Below are 19951 nucleotides of genomic sequence, written 5' to 3'. Positions count from 1 at the left end.
GCCTGCTGAAAATAAACCAAATTCAGTCTATCGTTCCTTCTTTCCGTCAATGAAATCAATGAAATTTGATTTGGCGTTTGAGTATGACATTTGGACTGGAGGGTGTTTAAAACAATATGCAGAGATACTTTCTAATGGTCCAGAAATATTTCTATCAAGTGCGATTTTCGCGCCTCTAATTGCATCAATCATCACACCTGAACTGTTATAGGCATCCGGGACACGGAGTTTCACATCTAATTCTAATGGCACCTTTCCAAAAAATCTACCTTTCATGTAAATATAGCAAACCTTATCGTTATGAAGAAAATTAACGTAATCAGATGGACCTATCCGCATCGGCACGTCATATGGTATCATAGCCTGTACAGCTGAAGTCTTGCTAACTCGCTTGTCTTCCAATCGTTCTTCATCTAGCATATTGTAAAAATCCATGTCCCCGCCAATATTCAATTGATATGTCTCATCTATCAATACTCCTCTGTCCACCCACAACTTAGCCAAGGTCTTGTGAACTACAGTAGCTCCCAATTGGCTCATTACATCATCTCCTGCACATGGAACATTTTTTTCAACGAAGCGTTTTTGCCAATTAGAATCTGACGATATGAAAACAGGGATTGCATTAATGAAACAAACACCTGCTTCTAGGCATTTTTCTGCGTAATATCTGCTAGCCTCTCTACTACCCACAGGCAAATAATTAATCAAGATATCAGTATGTGTTTCTCTAAGTACATCGTAAACCTCGACATGTGTCTTATCAGAAAGCTTTACTACCTCGGAAAAATGCCTTCCTGCTCCATCTAGCACGTTACCTTTTTGAACTTTAATTCCAGTATGGGGAACATCAACAATTTGAATGGCATTATTTGGTGGTGAGAGGACAGCTTCAGACAAGTCCTTTCCTACTTTTGCTTCTGCAATATCAAACGCAGCAACAAAATTAATATCACCTGGCTCATAGCCACCAAGGTCAAAGGAAGTAAGACCGACAGAATCCTTAGACGAAGAATTAGAATTATAATAATGAATTCCTTGAACGAGAGCAGAAGCGCAATTTCCTACGCCGGCAATTGCGACATTTATTTTTTTACCCATGGCTACGATCTCTATCATATACAATTTTAATATAAATTTTACAACTTAGAAATTCTGATTAAAAGACAATGTCATGATTTACTGTATTTAATGGAAAATGATTTTATTCAGAGGTGATTCTAATGAATGGATTAAAAAATGTGAAATATTGTTTATCTTTAAGAATATCAGGCTAAAAAGAAAAGATTTGATGATTCTAGTGACATGGAAAACCTGCAGCATGTCTAATATCATGAGTAAATTCATGAAGCCACATTGTGTCAAAAGCTTCGCTTCCTTGCACCAAACTAAAAAGCTGTCCTTGGTCATATCCTACTATATAAATACTAAAAATTGCTATGACGGCTAAGATACCAATTGCTAGTTTTGGTACACTGTCATTGTTCATAACTCTAAGCTCGGGGTACAAACTCATAATTTTACCATTTGTCTTTATTATATAAATGATTGTGTAAATTCCGGTTGAGGAAAGTTGATGGGTTTATGACCTGCAAACTTTTTTCTAATTGATTTTTTATCTAAATTTATAAGTGATCAAAAGAATTTAATATCACAGATTTGTCACACATGTTTATGACTATGTCTTGTTTAAGATGTGGAAATATGATGATCTGGCTTAATGGATCTATTAGTCATAGGCACGACATTCAATACTACGAGTGCAAGCATTGTAATATTAAGGTGGTCAAATATCCAGACGACCAAATTATTGAAGTAGAAGATGGAAACAGAGCAAATTAAGTACAATTCTTAGGATCTATTCTGTATAACGATGTCTTTATAAAATATGAAAATTCAATTCAGACATTTACTTACTACGTCAAGATAATTGCTCATTTATTGAATAAATCAAGACATTCATTTTCAATTATCTTTGTAGTATTTTTCACAATCTTATGATGCTGTTACTGCGCAATTAGCTTAATCTTAGATTCAAGAGCAAAATCTATAAATTTTTGTCAAGTTAAAGTACCTTTACCTTCCGAAGAACAATTCATATCTAGGTTACGGTATGAAATATTAAGTAGGGAGAGGAAAAAGGGTGAATATAATAAGAAAATCCTTCATATTAATACCAAGCGTTCTATTAGTCTTCATATTTCTATTAGATCTAACAGCGAATCAAATAAACTCCCAAGAACAAGGAATGATATATTCACTATCTAGCACAATAGTTAATCTTGAACTTAAAGAAATTGAAGTAGGAGAGAGCCCAACAGGATTAATATCTGTTAAAGGCACTGCCATAAATAATTCGACTTTCGATGTGAGAGATGTAAAGGTTCTTGTGGAATTATTTGATCACAAAAATACCACGGTCTCAGAAACTAGTAGATTCATAACTCCTCCTTCGTCAACATTTAAACCAGGGTATGAGAGAGATTTCTATTTTTTTGTTAGCGCAAATAATGTCGACCATTATAAAATAACCGCGGAAGGCGAAAAGATCCTTTAACCAGGAATAAAGTTACAATAAATGAGGTTGTATCATATACTTCTGTGAAACAATTTGTTGATACAATTTCAAAATAATTTTGATTTGAAATAAGACTCTGTATTATTATCAGATTTCGATTTTCACATTCTAGTTAGCAAGGATCATTCAATATAAAATCGAATAAACAATTACAATTATTTATATAATATATATATTAATTTTTAATGTGGCTATAGAAATAACTCAAATTTTACAAGATTTTGCGACAATAATGATAATCGCAGCAGTAATGACGATTATTTCATATAAATTGAAGCAGCCACTTATTTTGGGATACATAGGAGCTGGCATAATAATTGGCCCACATACCCCTCCTTTCAGTTTCATCAGTAATGTAGAAGTCTTAAATTTATTTGCAGAAATTGGAATAATTTTGCTGCTCTTTACAGTCGGAATGGAATTCCCTATTAGAAATTTAAGGAAGATTGGTAAAAGGGCTACGATCATCACTTTAGCTGAACAAACTGGAACAATGATTGCAGGGTTTTTTGTGGGTCAGGCACTGAATATGTCGTTTTATGATAGCCTGTTTATGGCAGTTGCATTATCGGTTTCTAGCACAGTGGTAATAATGAAGGTTTTAGAAGAATTAAAGATCCTAAGAGAAGAGGCTTCATACCTTACTCTGGGAATTCTAATAATTGAAGACATAATAATACTATCTATATTTGCCTTGTTACATTCCACCACCGTAACGGGAAATATATCCATAGTGGAAATCCTAATCCCTATAGGTATAACGATAGCATTTATTGCTGGAGTTTTGATTATAGGTTCGAGAACAATTCCACGCTTAGTTGATTTTGTTGCTAGGACAAATCAGAGTGACGTTTTGGTAGTGGCTGTGCTTGGTCTTGCCTTTGGCTTTGCATATGTTTCAAACTTACTTGGGATTTCAGTAGCGGTTGGGGCTTTTTTTGCAGGTGTATTAATAGCTGAATCAAAATCTCACGCTGTTACAAGCATCCTAACGACACCCATCAGAGATATGTTTGTAGCTTTATTTTTCGTTTCCGTAGGAGCATTAATGGACATCAATTTGATTCCCGTATTCATAATTCCCGCACTAATACTAGTGGGCGTTACCTCAGTCGTAAAATTCGCTATTGTTTTCTTGACTTCAAGGTATCAAGGATTTAGTAAAATCACTGCGATACAGACCGGTATCGATCTTTCAGCATCACGAGGTGGAGAGATGTCCCTAATTGTAGCGAAGGGAGGAATAGACATTGGAGTAGTGAGTTCTTTTATATTACCTATTATTGGAACTATAACCTTAATTTCTACATTCTTGGCGCCGTATTTGATAAAGTTAGGATTAAAGTTGGCTGATAGAAATAATAATGTCAATTCGGAGTCAAAGTCTCCAAACGAATCAAAATCAGCAGAACCTGATTAACGGTGTTACGTAACAAGCAAAACTGAGTAAATCTTATGTGGTCAAAACTACAGTAATAGAGGCATATATAAGCGATACAAGCCTTATGCTAATGCATGATTAGAGAGAGGAGCAGGATTTGGATAAATTGCAGGTAATAATAATACTCTATTGTGTGTTTGTAATGGACTGAGAGAAAAATGGATTGGTCACCTTAATCTAGTTACGGAGAATTTTTTTATTATAATATTTCTATGTATTGTTTATAAGATGCGAATAATATTATGAGTTAATTAATCGTAAAGATTACTCATTTTAAGACCTTGAGAATTCTATTCGTTACTTGTTTAAAGATATTTTTAGAAGGTATTTTTGAAGTTTTTCGAATTTTATATAAAACTTTCATAAATTGTCTACACCCAAATGCTCAATCTCGATAACAAGATCAAGAAGGTTACTCTTTTCTCTAAAAATACACTTGTAGTTAAAGGTTGGTTTATGGAGGAGGCTTATTTGTAAATGAATAAGTCATCATTTGATTAGACTTTACTGTTGAATTTTGAACAAGTTATCGAGTTATATCAACTAGTCTGCCTTTTATTGAAAAGTTCATTCTGCAAATATTTCATCTACAAAGCACCACTTCCATGATTCTCCCGGTTCATATGATTTAATTACAGGATGCATAGTATCCTTAAAGTGCTTTGTTCCGTGTTTATTTCTCGAAGCGTCGCAACAACCTACATGACCACATGTCAGACAAAGTCTCAAATGCACCCATTCGGAACCGGTTTTTTCACATTCTTCGCAACCCTGGGTATTCCCTGACCTTTTCAAATCGGCCTGAACAATATGCTCACACTGGCCCTGCTGATCATTTTTAGACATATTCTCTAAACTTGGTGGTCTTTATTAAACATCAGTCTAGTACCCATTTGAAGGATAGCTGTGCTCTTACAATTAGAAAGTCATTTAGCCTAACTTATCAAAAAGATATCAAAATTCTTATCAACCCATGCCATGTCATTACCTAGTTGCAAGGCTCAAGTCTTACACGTTTATAAAATGAATTATGATGACAGGGTAAACAAAAAAGACTTTAGAAAAATGTGCATTCATAAGACTACCACTTGATAATTTGGCTATCGGCAGTTTGTACTAATCATTCAATCCTTAAAAAAAGTGGGACTTGACAATATTTTGGATCTTCTTTTCGTTGAAGGTCTTAACTCAATTGATGGAAGAGAAAAAATTGAAATTTTAGGATATCATGACCTGCTGATATAAGAATTTAGCTTTCAATTGAAGGATTTGTATTGGTAGGAGATATCACCTTGGTAATCCCCACGGGTTTCTCAATGGCCGCATTCGAGGGTTTGTCCGTGGAGCTTGATTCGTCCTTGGATTTATCGCTCTGAGGTGCTATGGAGTCGGTGGAGCTTGATTCTTCTGTTGTAGAGGGTTTGTCCGTGGAGCTTGATTCGTCCTTGGATTTATCGCTCTGAGGTGCTATGGAGTCGGTGGAGCTTGATTCTTCTGTTGTAGAGGGTTTGTCCGTGGAGCTTGATTCGTCCTTGGATTTATCGCTCTGAGGTGCTATGGAGTCGGTGGAGCTTGATTCTTCTGTTGTAGAGGGTTTGTCCGTGGAGCTTGATTCGTCCTTGGATTTATCGCTCTGAGGTGCTATGGAGTCGGTGGAGCTTGATTCTTCTGTTGTAGAGGGTTTGTCCGTGGAGCTTGATTCGTCCTTGGATTTATCGCTCTGAGGTGCTATGGAGTCGGTGGAGCTTGATTCTTCTGTTGTAGAGGGTTTGTCCGTGGAGCTTGATTCGTCCTTGGATTTATCGCTCTGAGGTGCTATGGAGTCGGTGGAGCTTGATTCTTCTGTTGTAGAGGGTTTGTCCGTGGAGCTTGATTCGTCCTTGGATTTATCGCTCTGAGGTGCTATGGAGTCGGTGGAGCTTGATTCTTCTGTTGTAGAGGGTTTGTCCGTGGAGCTTGATTCGTCCTTGGATTTATCGCTCTGAGGTGCTATGGAGTCGGTGGAGCTTGATTCTTCTGTTGTAGAGGGTTTGTCCGTGGAGCTTGGTTCTTCTGTTGTAGAGGGTTTGTCCGTGGAGCTTGATTCGTCCTTGGATTTATCGCTCTGAGGTGCTATGGAGTCGGTGGAGCTTGATTCTTCTGTTGTAGAGGGTTTGTCCGTGGAGCTTGATTCGTCCTTGGATTTATCGCTCTGAGGTGCTATGGAGTCGGTGGAGCTTGGTTGATTTACAGGAGTCATAGAGTCGGTGGAGCTTGGTTGATTTACAGGAGTCATAGAGTCGGTGGAGCTTGGTTGATTTACAGGAGTCATAGAGTCGGTGGAGCTTGGTTGATTTACAGGAGTCATAGAGTCGGTGGAGCTTGGTTGATTTACAGGAGTCATAGAGTCGGTGGAGCTTGGTTGATTTACAGGAGTCATAGAGTCGGTGGAGCTTGGTTGATTTACAGGAGTCATAGAGTCGGTGGAGCTTGGTTGATTTACAGGAGTCATAGAGTCGGTGGAGCTTGGTTGATTTACAGGAGTCATAGAGTCGGTGGAGCTTGGTTGATTTACAGGAGTCATAGAGTCGGTGGAGCTTGGTTGATTTACAGGAGTCATAGAGTCGGTGGAGCTTGGTTGATTTACAGGAGTCATAGAGTCAGAGAGTTTAGGAGGAAAAGTTATGTCAACTTGACCCAGTGGATCGGTAAAACTGTTTTGAAGGCCATTAAATATGCTATTAATATCAAAATTGGAGCTACTACTTTCGTAACTATTTGATCCTTGAACTGGAGCTTTGTGGGAATTCAATCCATTTATTGGATTTAGAAAACTGTTTTGAAGGCCATTAAATATGCTATTAATATCAAAATTGGAGCTACTACTTTCGTAACTATTTGATCCTTGGGCAGTAACGCTTTGATAAAAAACCGTTTGTGAAGTCGGTCCACTTATAATTAGTACTATCAATATTAGTAGCACACTCAATGATAAAATCTTTATCATTCAAGAAGTAATAGCATTATATAATAAAGGAGTTTGATAACTCATTACTTAAAAAAATGTACAATATTTTTTATAGTAAGAATGATACGATGACAAAAAATTCAATCAAATAGCCCCAAGAAAATCATAGTTCTAACTTAGCTGTATTTCGCTACAATTTCAGTACCATTATCAGACAATATTTACCCAAAGATTAGTCATCTACCCAATCGCATGAATTGACTCTTGTAAATCATCTAGTCTTATTAATAAAACATGAGAGTGGTTGGATCCCTTAAATTACACACAGATGCCAAATTGTAGCAAATAAATAGGATGTCCTTTACCTACTAAGCTTAAATCAATAATATTACCACAGATAAAGCATATCTGCCATACGCTACCATTATTAGATGAATAGTTTGAGTGAAATCATTTTTGCAGCATCACCAAATCTTATTTGTTTAAAATTACATAGATTTTCTGACTGACAAAGTATCGAATTTAGATGGTTCAGTAAGAAATTAATGACTTCTATTGCATGCGCAGAGAATCACCTAGACTTGTTCACGAAAAATAATCATCGTAAATAGTGTGTGACCAACACAGGAACCTAAAGGCTTTAATAAATAGTATTTCATATGTATGAAACTAGTTACAATCATCAAACTTGAATCTAATTGATTAACAACCAACCATTTAGTCTTCAAACCTAATGAAAGAAAACGATTATTGAAGTCATTAAACTCTAATAGGTCATTTGTGAAAAGAGCGGTTTTCTAATGACTGAAAACATATCCCCTATAGTCATGGTCATTTGGTAATGGAATATCCATCATCTAGATCCAATAAGAATTCATCAAGTGCAAAAAGATATCGAAGATTATCATAATATTTTGGATATTTCCAATTAAAATTTAGATATCATAATCAAAGCTCTCAAGCAGACGCAATGGATTCAACAATTAAGTTATGATTAAACGTTAACGATCAATAATCTTTTGATTCATAACAATCAGTAAGTCATAAAGGCAATAAATATGGTATGCCATCAAAGAAGTGGGTTAAAAATTGTTAGAATAAAATCATCTGATAAAGGAAAAAGATCAAAGGCATGAGCGGATGAGCCCTGAAGGATTGGTGTTTCAAGGAATATAACATACAAAAAAGTCAGTTACTTACTTTAATTAATTATTTCTAGTTTTTATGAATTATTGAAAAGGAGGTGTCAATTATCAATCCTAAAAAAGGAGTAATGTATTCCAAATTAACAAGCAGATAACAACAATGTATTAATTTAAGATAGAAGGTAGTTTGGGAAGTTTTTAATTAATTTTTCATAAAAGCATTGAAATTGGCTACGCATCCTCATGCTTTTGCCCAACGTTAATAATAGTTTTATATGCATCAATAAAGTCCCTAGCATACATATTGGCATGTTTTTCTGAACCCTTATGAACTCCAGCGGTAGTACGCAAATGATGATAGAATTCATGCATTATTATGAAGGGATTGTAAAAAATTTCCGAATTTATGCAATAAATTCTACTTTCTCTATGAACGTAAACTGCATATACGGTCCTTCTCTTTCCTTTGATCGTACCTACAACGATATCTGGGGGCCTAATTTCATAAAATTGACTTAAACTTTCTATCGCCTTTTCTGTTTTCTTGTCTATAATTAATTGTACAATATATGCTTTAAAAATATCATTGAGTTCTCTTTTCAAGAGGCAATTTCTAATTATTCGAGGGAACTAATATACGTTTTATCTTATTTAATGATCTAGTATAATCAAGATACATTGGTTTCTCAAAAGGGTCATTCAAGATTCTAAAAATGTTTATACGATATTCATCAAATTATGCAATCTATGATAGTAACATTATTAGTATTCAAATTTCTATCATAATACTTGACTTATTAGGCCATCAAGATATCATTACTAGTGAAAAATAAGAACACTACTATTCCAGTATTTTCAATCCTAATTAGTTGGATCAAGCAGGGTTAGTCCAGTAAACTAGGTTGCTTTACTTACTAGTTTTTTGGTTATGAATAGAGTAAGTATTACAGACAAGATTGAGATCAATAGGGCGGTTAAAAAGATCAAATCGTACGCGACTTCGGCTGGAAATGACTCATTGGTATCGTCAATGGTGGATCTAAAGCTCTCTAAATAGATACCAGAAATCGCTGGCCCTAATGACATTCCAATCAAAAATAACAACATAGTGATTCCTAATGCAGAGCCGCTTTTGCTTACCGGTGCAGACACCAATGATATATTAAAAGCACCAATTTCTGCGAAAGCCAATCCTATAGCGATGATACAGAGTTCTAATGATATCATCAGCTCCGTTGGGTGATAGATGTAGAGCAGAAAGAATCCCAAAGTACTTAGAATACTTCCAATCAAAGTCGGTTTTATGTTACCTATTCTGGAAATTAGCAATCCTGATAAGACAGAAATTAAGAATGACAGAATCATAAAAGGAAGCTGAACACCTGCAGTGGCTACCGGACCTCCTCCAAATCCTACGGGGATAGGACTTTGTATCAAGATTGGCAAAGTTTGATATATTATGAAAAATGCAATACCAATGGTCATTATTAATATATTGACAGGTAGGAGAACCGAATCCTTCATAAGATTAAGATCCATAATAGGATATTGAGCCCGTCTCTGTGTGAAAAAGAAGATCGGTAAAAGGGCTACCGAAATCATCAAGAGAGATAGGGTTAAAAACAAATAATTGTTGTTTGGATCAGAAATAGAATTCGGTAGTAAGGTCAATCCCACAAGGAATGTTGAAACTATACTTATCAATGCCAAGGTTCCGCTTATATCTATACTACCTCGTATTTTCGAAAGGAATTTTTCCGAATCAATTCGAACCCACCTTAGTACCACCACTAGTAATATTACCATTAAAGGTACGATTGAGAGAAATGTCATATGCCAACTAAAATGTTCGACAATGGTGGCCCCTAATCCAAGACCGATTACGGCACCTGCTGAAAAAACAGCTGTAAAAATTCCTTGACCGATAGCGAGATTTGCATTGGAAAATTTCTCTCTAATAATTGCGAAGGCAACAGGAAACATCGCTAGGCCAGTGCCTTGAATTATCCTCGATATTATCATCATAAAGATATCACTAGACAATCCGCCCAACAAACTACCCACAGAATATATCACTATTAGAGTCAGCAATATTTTTTTTTTCCCATAGATATCCGAAAGTTTACCTATAATTGGAGTCATTACTGCCCCAGCAACTAAATAGGCTGTCAAAATCCATGATGAGGTATTATAGGAGATTTCAAAGTCATTTATTAAATAGGGGATCGCGGGAATTAGCATGGTCTCTCCGTACATAGCTATTAGTGCCAGGCAACTGAGAATCGCAAGGGCAATCCATGCAGCTTTTTGAGTATTTTTTTCATTCATAAATTACATCCTTGATCCTTAGTTGAAATAATCTCAATTCTAAGTACAAGCCTATGAATCTAACTGTTTTATGCGGGTTATTGATTATCCCATGGAAATAAATTATTAGTCAACTATCTCAAGAGATTTATTGAATCATTATTTCTTTTGCTCGAAAATTGAGACTATTAGAAAATTGATAAGTGACACAAGATCATAGATGATGAAAATCACTGCAGTAACGCTCTAGTCAGAATGGGATCACAAACTATGACTATGTTAATCTGATTGGTATGAATAAAAAATAAGGAGACATCAATTCTTTTTTCTATGAATATCTAAAATCAGGATATCTTTTAAGGATTCTTTAAGAATGGTGATGGAGAAAGATCAATCATCGCGGTTCTGACATTACATCGTGCAAAGTAAGACAATCCATATCGAGAAGAAAAAGTCGTTGTGGCGAATGGTGTTTATTTTGCCTACCAATTCTCGATATTAATGACATGAACGGTTATTAAGTTGTTATGTAACTAGGTGATATCTAGTTGGTTAGAATACATTAACTTTTAAAGCAATTTGCGTTATACGAAAATTGTTGGATAACACATGATGTAATGATAAGTTGTCAAAATCTAATTTTGACTAATATTGTTAACTGTTTCCTCAGAAATAATTACCATAAATGTAAGCGTCTAAGCTTCATACCACAATCTTTCTGGGACTACAAAATTAGTAAAATAAACGATTTTGGTATCGATATCATATAAAGATATCATATCGGATTTGTAGGATCCAATTAGATTTCAATAAGAAACAAAAACATAGCATTATAACAAGGCGGAATTTTAGTATATTGGGAATAAAAAAATGGATTTTGATCTTTCACCAAAAATGTTAGCTATTTTATTTATAATTGCAGGGGTAGTTTTAGTTTTCATCTTGCTGGGTGGATCCTTACAGCAACTTTTTAGCCCAAGTATTCAAGAGCTTGTGGTAGTCAAGATAAAACAGAATGGTACCTGCGTAGTCGAGGCTTCAGACGGTATACCCAGGTCAGTCGAAAATTGTCCTTATTCTCAAGGTCAAAACTTTACAATTTATTACAAACAAGGACTGCCTAATATTGAAAGTTATAAATAACATGATATTGAGGGATCATTTTTGATCGGATCGTATACATTAGTGGTATTGTTTACTTTACCATTTGAGATATATTCCTGTTCAAGAATTCTCCTTTATCGGAACAAGAAATAGCAATAGTAAAATACATGCCACTAGGTCAAATAGGCTTTATTACTTAGTTGATTGTAAAACGATTTACTCAAGTGAAATTGAATTCAACCGCTAAAACACATTCACAATTATTGCACTTTGTTTTCTGCCACTGAATGTGTAAAATATCTCTATTCTGTAATCATGAAATCAAAAGAGAATGAATTAGAATAATTAAGTAATTAGTTGGATTATGCAAGTGTGGAAGTAGAAAAGAGAAGTCCCGGTTTACCTCTACTACATCGGATAACTTCTGAAATGATTTGGTTCAGATCGACTCAAAATTGATGTTAATGAAATGACACACCCCAACATAATCCTATGAATTGAACCAGCCTAGTTTTCTGAAGTATAACACCATAACTCCTGCAGCCAGTGACGAAAGCGATGCGGTCAAAATGAGTGGAAAGTAATCGATAATTGTACCCCCCTCATTGACGCTGCCAGGTATTACAATGTTCATACCATAAAAAGTGCCTGCCACAGTAATTGGAATTGATAGCGTGAACAATATTGTTAGAAAGCTGAGGATCTTGTTTGTTTTTTCCGAATTCAACATGTTATCGGTATCTTTGTAAATTTCAATTGTTTCTTTTGACTCATCAAGGGCCTCTAATACCTTTGATATATGATCATTAATATCATCAAAATAATCAATTAGATCTTCCTCGGCTGCGCTACTGGAGAATCTCTTAACATCTCTGGAAGTGATTTCTAACATGATTCGTTTTAACGGTAAGACTATTCTACGAAGTGTAGTAATTTCCCTTCTGAGGATAGATATTTCCTTCGCATTTGCCACTTTATCATCAAATACTTCATCTTCAATGTCGTCTAAGTTTCCAATAATTTTCATTAATATGTGAAGTAGATTATCAACAAGTGCGTCTAAAATTGAATGTAATAGATATCCTGGAGATCCTCCCATGAAATTATTCCTGATTTTCTGGTCGCCGCTATTACAAGTTCTAAATAGATCATTCAATGGATAAAGATCTCCCTGGGTAATTGAAATTAGATAATCCTTTCCTATAAACATGGAGAGTTGAGTAAAGTTGGGGGCAGCTCTTCCTCTGAGAGAAGCTGGAAACTGAAGTATGACGAATATATGATCGTCATATCGATCGATTTTAGGGAGTTGATTCTTCGATAAACAGTCTTCGATATTCAGCTCATGAATAGGAAAATTTTTGGATACTATATCCATTTTTTCCCGGGTAGGTCTTTCCAGGTAAACCCAGGAGAGTTTTTGATTATTGATTGTTTCCAAACCATTAACATAATTAGGAAAATCCAATTCAAATCGATATACAATAGTTAATTTAGTATATAATGTATTGGGAGAATAACCTCACCCCATCAAAGGTTAATTTGTAAACATTAAGATATACTCATCCCCATCGAACAGAAATGGATACAGTTAAAACTACAAAATTGTCCTTATTCGTGCCGAAGCGATTAAGAATATGCGATAAATAGAGCTTGTCATATTAGAACTATTGTATTTTTTGGTATTGACACATACTTTGACTATATTTCTCCATTATGAAAAAATAAGAATCTAAAAGAAGGTTTGGTTATAAAATGAGTTCATAGTTATCTTTAATCTCGATCTATGTTTGGACATCCAATAGTCCTTAGGTTCTCTCTATGTAGTATTGTACAATCTAGTGTCGAGTTGCGGCATTTTGACCGCTATCAACTCATTTACAAAGTGCAGGTTTATCGACACATTTCAACTCCTGGGTTCCATAAATTGGCGAATCGCCAAAATGATTATTGACTTTAGATGGGTCTATCCAAATATTAATAGCTTTGTCACCTAGTATGGTAATATTTGTAGGTACATCAGTTATCGGTCCGTCTTTCATGGTCACAGTTGTCGTACCATTAAGATGTGTCGAATTACTTGTTGTATTATCAATTATTGGAGTGTTCAAGACCAGGTCATAGATGTCATGAGAATGAGAAGAATTACCATCTGTTTTTACCATATAAAAAGATGCATTAAATGTTGGAGCTTCTGAACTAAGGTTTTCCATCCTATATACACCGCCCAATATCCAAGTGGTAGCATTATCCGATGGATCATTTTGCAAGCTCGTAATACCTCCCTTGATCATGTCATTTGAGGAACCAGAATTTTGTGTTTGATTGTTTGTAATGGAGTTAGCAGTTGAATCATTACTACCGCTTATGTTGTTAATGGTATCTGTAATCGATTGTTGGACTTGGTTATTTATGGTCGATTGAAGATCTTGTTGGCTTTGCTGAATTGATTCTCCTAAAGAAGATGTTGCGTAAGAAGGAGTATTTACACCTGGGTTTGTTAAGATGCTGCCAAAAATTGTCGCCATCATCGAGATAAACAGAATTGAAAAAAATTTATTATATTTCATAGAAACTATATTATCAATATTGTTATTAAGAATTTGCAATTTATTAATATCGAATCCACTGACCCGCATGCTAAATGATGAGGACCTAGTCAATCATAGAAATTAGAATAATTTATCGTAGTGGAACTTCCAATATAAATTGCGAAAGCATTGACCTTTAATCCGGATTCGGTTACCCCAAATAAGCTCGAAGATAATTTATGGATTATCTGTAGGCATTTGACTAACTCCCATGAAAAAGAAATTTGCCCCCTTCATGGATCTTAGTAAAGCACCTTCAGTATTAGATGAGACGGAATTTGGATTGCAGTGGTTGGTAATACAACAAGATAGTAATGTATTCTTATGTTACAATTACATAAAGTAGTCGAATTAATATTTAATACAATCGTATTTGCAGACCTGCTAAACTATTCATTCATTCAATCTAGTTCACAGTCTACCACAGAATCAGAAATGCCTCGATTCTTTTCTATTTGCAGCATGACCTTAGTCTTATATACATTCAGTCAGATATCATCAATGTAATCTTTTGGTATTACTCTTGGTTTATCATGGAATAGAAAATTTTGGACCCTATTAATTGTTGAATCAACCCTAGAAGGAATGACTTTTTCTAAAATTGAATACAAATCGCCAATAAAAATAACAAGAGATGTGGCACAAGTATTACTTATTTTCCTGCTACCATACAAATAGTCACCATCTGCTTGTAGAACTTTTCTCATAGAAGTTTTACTTGGATAAAATTTCTCTAAATGGATACATTTGTCTTCTTTTGAACGTACGGTTATTAGTTTCTTATGATGCTATCGCCATGAAAAGTGTTGCAGATTATGCTTACTGAAATAAAAAAGTGAAAAGTTTAGATCACCTTACATTACCTTCATAACGTTATCAACCGATGGGTCCAAAGGAACGAATAGTTTGCGCAATCAATTTAGACCCGTTTATGATGCTCAAATCTATTAATTTCTAGATGGTTGTATAGGAACAAAAAATCGATTGTTCTGGATTATAAGATAATAACAATGGCAGTAAGAATTTTATGAAACGATTTATGTTGTGGGGATCTGATGATGTTTTTTTATTCTTGATTTTGATTTATCTATTAAGTATTTGTTAGTTGTAGGATAGTGAGGGATAAAAAAACATATTCATTAATAATTTTTGTTCCCACCCATCTTACTAATAAAGCTCTCCTATGTTCAAACATTTAAGTTCCTAATATCTGGTACGGCATAGAAAAAAAAGAGCCTAGTGAGGATTCCGATTCAACAAAATTATACGATCCAAATTTGGTCGCCAGCTACTACTATGAAGAGACTAAAATATTGTTTGTCCTGAATTGAACGAAAGTTGGTAAAAAAGTAACTCTTTAAACGTGATCAGAAGTATTCCTAGTGTAGGAATGCCGGATCAGGATCCATTAGAATTACTTTCAAAGCAAGACGTTTTACTTGGAAGCCTAATCAAATCTATAGGAAATCATTCAATTCAGATCCACGATAATCTGTTTGAATCTTTGTTAAAATCCATAATTTATCAGCAGCTTGCAGGTAGTGCTGCAAAAGCGATATACTTCAGATTTCTGCAGGACTATGGCGATAATTTACCAACCCCAGAGCAGATTATTTCTACTTCAAATACTGTCTTGAGATTTACGATAGGACTGTCATTTAAGAAAATAGAATATATTAAGAATTTGTCGACGAAGATCCTCTCCGGTGAATTAAATATTCAAGGATTACCCGATCCGCAAGATGAAGAAGCCATAGCTGAATTGGTTAAAGTAAAGGGTATTGGAAGATTGACTGCAGAAATGTTTCTTATCTTTTGCCTGCAACGAGAAGATGTAATTCCCTTGGGTGATTTGGGAGTAAAAAAGGCAATCCAAAAATTATATAATTTATCTGAACTACCTACTCATCAATATATGTTGGAAGTATTTTCTAGATGGAAACCTTATAGAAGTATCGCTACTTGGTATTTGTGGAAATCATTCTCCAAATTTGATTCAATAGGTTAGGTTTTTAGCATATTCTTAACTAATTGGGATAAGATTCTCCAATTTATTTAGACATTGTTATCCAAGTGATCCCGATCGTCCTACCTGGATTATTTGAATTGCGATTAATTTGTTTTTTGTTTTGTGATTCAATAAATTTAACTCATTTAACGAGTTCGAAGCATTGAGTGCAGGTAATTGATTGGATTTCATAAAAAGTACAGGTTGTTAGAGGGGTAACACCCGTGATATCTCTACTAATTTTTCATTTATCACATCTGATCAAGCTCTATTGTGTTTGGGAAATATTATGGAAAATTCGTTTTGCACCTAATGAATAAAACCAAACAAAAATGCAGAGGAATTTCAAAAGAGGGAGTTGTCTAATTCTTATATTACAATGGCAACTTCAAATAGTCTTAATGTAAGTAAATATTTTTGATGGCTGTTAAATACTTTGAGACTAATGTAACGGGGAAATGAATAAATTATGTGTATTCTTTATCTATACAGTCTCAGCATCCTTGATTCTTTTTGTAATACCTGTAATTCCGAGTTTGCAAGCACAAGATCCAACACCAGATTTACCGATGACCACAATCAATGAAAGTAGCTCATCAAATAAAACAGCGGAAGGTACCGTAGATACTCATAACATGTCCCTGGTGTTTTCCCAGTGATAGGATGTAATTATGCTGCTTTGTTGAAATTGAAATCTATGTCCAACAAATATCAAATAATTAACTATTTTGAAATTTCCTCAAAATCAAGAACTCAAATTGACGTTCTATGAATTCCAAATATATACGAACAATAGTAAAAAAAACTCAGTTTGGCCAAATGGCGGTCATCGATATGTTATCCAAAACGAATCTGATTGTAATTTTTAAGGTAATTTGATATAATTGAACCTACTAATATATTATATGAGGATTGTGAGGTCCAATTATCTAAGCAGGAACGAACTAGATTTCCCATTGTGTCTTAATTATGGCGATAGGGTACTATTGACTAGGTCTGGATATTTGGTTTCTATTTCATGCTCATTGGAATCCATTAATTATTCAATATGACTACGGAAAGAAAAGAAAATCCTATTCAGTGTTATACCTGTGGATTGTTGGATGGTTTTCCCTTTCGATGTAATTATTGTAAAGAATACTTTTGTAGCAATCATAGAAATCCAATACAGCATTCATGTGCTTTTTTGTATTCATACAATAAGCGAAAGCAAGATACGCTCTTTAATGACAAACAGCATAAGAAATCCACTCACCCAGGTTTAAGATCGATAGGTAATTTATTGAGTATAAAAACTTCAAAGACTGAACTCATTCATCTCTCACTAGCTACTGCGCTAGTAATTTGTGTTGGACTTTCACTGAATAATTATAGATATTTCTCCTGGCAATTCCTTGCAATTTTTACAAGTGCGTTTCTAGTTCATGAATTAGCTCATAAGTTCCTGGCCCAATATTATGGTAGCTGGGCAGAATTTAGAGCAGAAATCTATGGTCTGATTCTGACGGCAATTTCGGCTCTCCCAATTATGCCATTCAAGTTCATAGCTCCTGGAGCAGTGATGATCAGACTAAATGATCGCTCCAAATTTGGCAGAGTTGCTCTTATTGGACCGCTTACTAATTTGGCCATGGGTTTTTCATTTTTGATTTTAACTTTGACTTACAATTCCTATAATCCTTACTTTGCAGTTGGTGCCTCGTTTAATGGTTGGATCGCCATGTTTAATCTTATACCTATGGGAGTCTTAGATGGACAAAAGATTTTTGATTGGAATAAATTAGTTTGGGGTGCTGCTATGGCAGCTGCTATGGCTCTTTTTATTATAGGATATCTTTAGTAGGCGATTTAGTCCAATCTTTTTAGAATTATTCTTTTTACAAGAACACAGAATTGGATGGTACTCTATAAAAATGGAACACCTGCTCACAATATTTTCCCTTCATTAACTCATCTTTACATTATATGCAAAGTACTCGGCAGGGCTGTTTTTACTGATAATTCCGTTACTAACCATCAAGTAATTTTCACCCTTCCTGTAAAAATCCACACAAGCTGACCTAAATGAAATCATAGATGTGACTGTTCGATTAGTTTTGAGAACGAGTCCTCTCAATCATCCCAGTGATCGAAGTTAATATACCAAAATCGCAGATACTTTTGATGGCTTTTAGAATATTTTACTACCATGAACAATAGACAAATATTCCAACCCATAGAAGCATAATTAACCAAGATCAAGACAATATCGGCTTTCCCAATCCTAATATCATCAACCATCAGAGACGCAGAATCGTGATGAGAGTGAACTAGACAAGTCATCAGATTAGTGATCTCTCATGTTTTCGTTTGCTGAGGGAAGGCGTTTAATATCGCAAAACAGATAGTCATAATATCGATAAGTATGAGCTGAAGATCGGCCACAATGAACTATGATGAAATACTTGATATTAACAAAACCTTACTAGACCTTAACCTGATACAGTTAGCCGTCATTTGGAATATCCATTATCTCAAAACGATATCTAATATTAGAAAACTCTCAAAGCTTGTCTTTAATCTAAAGGCAATTTGTTAATAGATAGAAATAAGATTTTTTTAACTATTTCAGATCGCTTCCGCTGCTACCTGAATTATTTGTTTCATTCGAATCGGTTTTTGTAGATATTTTTCGATGTATTTATTTTCAATAAGTTCATTTTTAGTTGGTTCATCCAAATTATACGCGGAAATTAGAATTATCTTAATTCCATTCATTTTCTTTATCTTCTTCGCTACATCATCACCTAACATATCACCTAATTTGTAATCTAGGAAAAGGAGATCGACTGGTGATCCTTTTGCCTTTTTCTCTAGGTATTCATGTATGCATTCAGCTCCTGAACAAACCTTTATGACATCATATTTCAATCCCAACACCCTGGAGTAAAGGTCAAGTAATTCCTGTTCGTCTTCACAAATCATTACCACCTTTCTATTCCGGACAACCGAATTAGAAGATTGCATCAATCCTTAGTTAATTTTCTAATTATTAAGTTTTGACTCAATGATCCTGATACCGCTAAAAGTGTAATGACTTTGATGGTATTCAGCCCCAGCTATAAATCATAAATCATAATGCCTAGCAATCAATAGCATAGGGATTGTAAAATAGTATTATTGTATTGTAGGATGACCACAAATGTTGTTGATCTTGTATCCCTTCATTAATTGAGAATCAAACCAAAAAAGATAGTAGGACACATTATAGTGTATTGATTATATGAACAGAACAGTCTAGGACCTAAGGTTTGGAATAGAGGTCATATTATTGTATTAAGAATTTCATGAATCATATTTTGAAGACTATCATCACACCTTGCGTCAATCAAAAATAGGACATGTACCTATAATGTAGTAAGCACATGTAAAGACTTGGGACTATTTTGAAACTAACTACACCTTCGGACCGTACCAGATAGAAATGCTTGACTAGCTATTCGTAATAGGAACCATGATGACAAATTTAATTGTATTAGTCAATTTTCAGAAAATAATTGGAGAGGAAACTAACTCATGTCAAGGATTTAAACGATCATAGCAATCCTAGGTATAATTGGAACTATGGGTATTACCGATGCAATGGTTATATATACCAGCAGTGACGATGACGAAAATAAAAGAGACCCATTGACTGAAGCATGTTAAAGGTTTGGATATAATGGAGACCAAAATAAACAGTACAACCAAACTGCATATAGTCAATGTGGAGCCAATGATAGAGCATATAACGAAGGATTCATTTCAGGATGTATCGTGGGACAAGGTATGGAATATTTCGCATGTAATCA

At 34.7% G+C, this 19951-nt stretch carries 17 protein-coding genes and 1 pseudogene; 8 read left to right on the top strand and 10 right to left on the bottom strand.

The features are described 5' to 3' along the window. Positions 1 to 27 precede the first annotated feature (27 nt). Together NMY3_RS08130 and NMY3_RS08125 are read right to left on the bottom strand one after the other, a co-directional pair. Positions 28 to 1101 (bottom strand): inositol-3-phosphate synthase, encoded by a 1074-nt coding sequence (locus tag NMY3_RS08130; protein ID WP_196818405.1) that lies wholly within the window; start codon positions 1099 to 1101, stop codon positions 28 to 30. Between the two features lie 196 nt (positions 1102 to 1297). Then, entirely contained in the window at positions 1298 to 1489 is a 192-nt protein-coding gene (locus tag NMY3_RS08125) for a CbtB domain-containing protein (protein ID WP_196818404.1), read from the bottom strand. 215 nt (positions 1490 to 1704) lie between these two features. Between NMY3_RS08125 and NMY3_RS08120 the strand changes: the two genes are divergently transcribed. The 3 genes from NMY3_RS08120 (at position 1705) to NMY3_RS08110 (ending at position 3998) form a co-directional block, all read left to right on the top strand. Next, positions 1705 to 1842 (top strand): hypothetical protein, encoded by a 138-nt coding sequence (locus NMY3_RS08120; protein ID WP_196818403.1) that lies wholly within the window; start codon positions 1705 to 1707, stop codon positions 1840 to 1842. Positions 1843 to 2143: 301 nt separating this feature from the next. Then, positions 2144 to 2557, top strand: coding sequence for a hypothetical protein (locus NMY3_RS08115; RefSeq protein WP_196818402.1), 414 nt, complete (start codon positions 2144 to 2146; stop codon positions 2555 to 2557). Between the two features lie 208 nt (positions 2558 to 2765). Then, a complete protein-coding gene (locus tag NMY3_RS08110; RefSeq protein ID WP_231100397.1) occupies positions 2766 to 3998 on the top strand; it encodes a cation:proton antiporter in 1233 nt (410 codons plus the stop codon). A 588-nt stretch (positions 3999 to 4586) separates the two neighbouring features. Here the strand turns inward: NMY3_RS08110 and NMY3_RS08105 are convergent. From NMY3_RS08105 to NMY3_RS08090, 4 genes are all read right to left on the bottom strand, one after another. After that, the gene (locus tag NMY3_RS08105; protein ID WP_196818401.1) at positions 4587 to 4865 is read right to left on the bottom strand and encodes a UBP-type zinc finger domain-containing protein; all 279 of its coding nucleotides are present in this window, start codon (positions 4863 to 4865) and stop codon (positions 4587 to 4589) included. 403 nt (positions 4866 to 5268) lie between these two features. Continuing rightward, positions 5269 to 6969, bottom strand: coding sequence for a hypothetical protein (locus NMY3_RS08100; RefSeq protein WP_196818400.1), 1701 nt, complete (start codon positions 6967 to 6969; stop codon positions 5269 to 5271). 1373 nt (positions 6970 to 8342) lie between these two features. Further along, positions 8343 to 8714: a hypothetical protein gene (locus NMY3_RS08095; protein WP_196818399.1), complete on the bottom strand. Its 372-nt coding sequence runs from the start codon at positions 8712 to 8714 to the stop codon at positions 8343 to 8345. Positions 8715 to 9008: 294 nt separating this feature from the next. Further along, entirely contained in the window at positions 9009 to 10439 is a 1431-nt protein-coding gene (locus NMY3_RS08090) for an MFS transporter (RefSeq protein ID WP_196818398.1), read from the bottom strand. An 873-nt stretch (positions 10440 to 11312) separates the two neighbouring features. Between NMY3_RS08090 and NMY3_RS08085 the strand changes: the two genes are divergently transcribed. Further along, complete coding sequence (locus NMY3_RS08085) at positions 11313 to 11561, top strand: hypothetical protein (protein ID WP_231100396.1); 249 nt, start codon at positions 11313 to 11315, stop codon at positions 11559 to 11561. 451 nt (positions 11562 to 12012) lie between these two features. Here the strand turns inward: NMY3_RS08085 and NMY3_RS08080 are convergent, their stop codons facing one another. From NMY3_RS08080 to NMY3_RS08070, 3 genes are all read right to left on the bottom strand, one after another. Then, positions 12013 to 12963, bottom strand: a complete 951-nt coding sequence (locus NMY3_RS08080) for a magnesium transporter CorA family protein (protein WP_257720022.1) — start codon at positions 12961 to 12963, stop codon at positions 12013 to 12015. A gap of 433 nt (positions 12964 to 13396) precedes the next feature. Further along, positions 13397 to 14092, bottom strand: a complete 696-nt coding sequence (locus tag NMY3_RS08075) for a hypothetical protein (RefSeq protein WP_196818395.1) — start codon at positions 14090 to 14092, stop codon at positions 13397 to 13399. A 509-nt stretch (positions 14093 to 14601) separates the two neighbouring features. Further along, complete coding sequence (locus NMY3_RS08070) at positions 14602 to 14820, bottom strand: hypothetical protein (RefSeq protein ID WP_196818394.1); 219 nt, start codon at positions 14818 to 14820, stop codon at positions 14602 to 14604. 656 nt (positions 14821 to 15476) lie between these two features. Here NMY3_RS08070 and NMY3_RS08065 point away from each other — a divergent pair. The 4 genes and pseudogenes from NMY3_RS08065 to NMY3_RS08055 all read left to right on the top strand — a co-directional run bounded on the left by NMY3_RS08065 (position 15477) and on the right by NMY3_RS08055 (position 17961). Further along, positions 15477 to 16121 (top strand): DNA-3-methyladenine glycosylase family protein, encoded by a 645-nt coding sequence (locus tag NMY3_RS08065; protein WP_231100395.1) that lies wholly within the window; start codon positions 15477 to 15479, stop codon positions 16119 to 16121. Positions 16122 to 16579: 458 nt separating this feature from the next. Next, positions 16580 to 16780, top strand: a complete 201-nt coding sequence (locus NMY3_RS08060; RefSeq protein ID WP_196818393.1) for a hypothetical protein — start codon at positions 16580 to 16582, stop codon at positions 16778 to 16780. A 389-nt stretch (positions 16781 to 17169) separates the two neighbouring features. Next, positions 17170 to 17301, top strand: a pseudogene (locus NMY3_RS17075) (AN1-type zinc finger domain-containing protein); the annotation flags it as partial. Between the two features lie 6 nt (positions 17302 to 17307). After that, the gene (locus tag NMY3_RS08055) at positions 17308 to 17961 is read left to right on the top strand and encodes a hypothetical protein (RefSeq protein ID WP_231100394.1); all 654 of its coding nucleotides are present in this window, start codon (positions 17308 to 17310) and stop codon (positions 17959 to 17961) included. Positions 17962 to 18728: 767 nt separating this feature from the next. Here NMY3_RS08055 and NMY3_RS08050 read toward each other — a convergent pair. Then, positions 18729 to 19127, bottom strand: coding sequence for a response regulator (locus NMY3_RS08050; RefSeq protein ID WP_231100393.1), 399 nt, complete (start codon positions 19125 to 19127; stop codon positions 18729 to 18731). Between the last annotated feature and the right edge of the window lie 824 nt (positions 19128 to 19951).

This window comes from Candidatus Nitrosocosmicus oleophilus (assembly GCF_000802205.1).
GTDB classification, from domain to species: domain Archaea; phylum Thermoproteota; class Nitrososphaeria; order Nitrososphaerales; family Nitrososphaeraceae; genus Nitrosocosmicus; species Nitrosocosmicus oleophilus.
The sequence above is the reverse complement of the archived record's forward strand: the minus strand, read 5'-3'. Positions and strand labels throughout refer to the sequence as shown.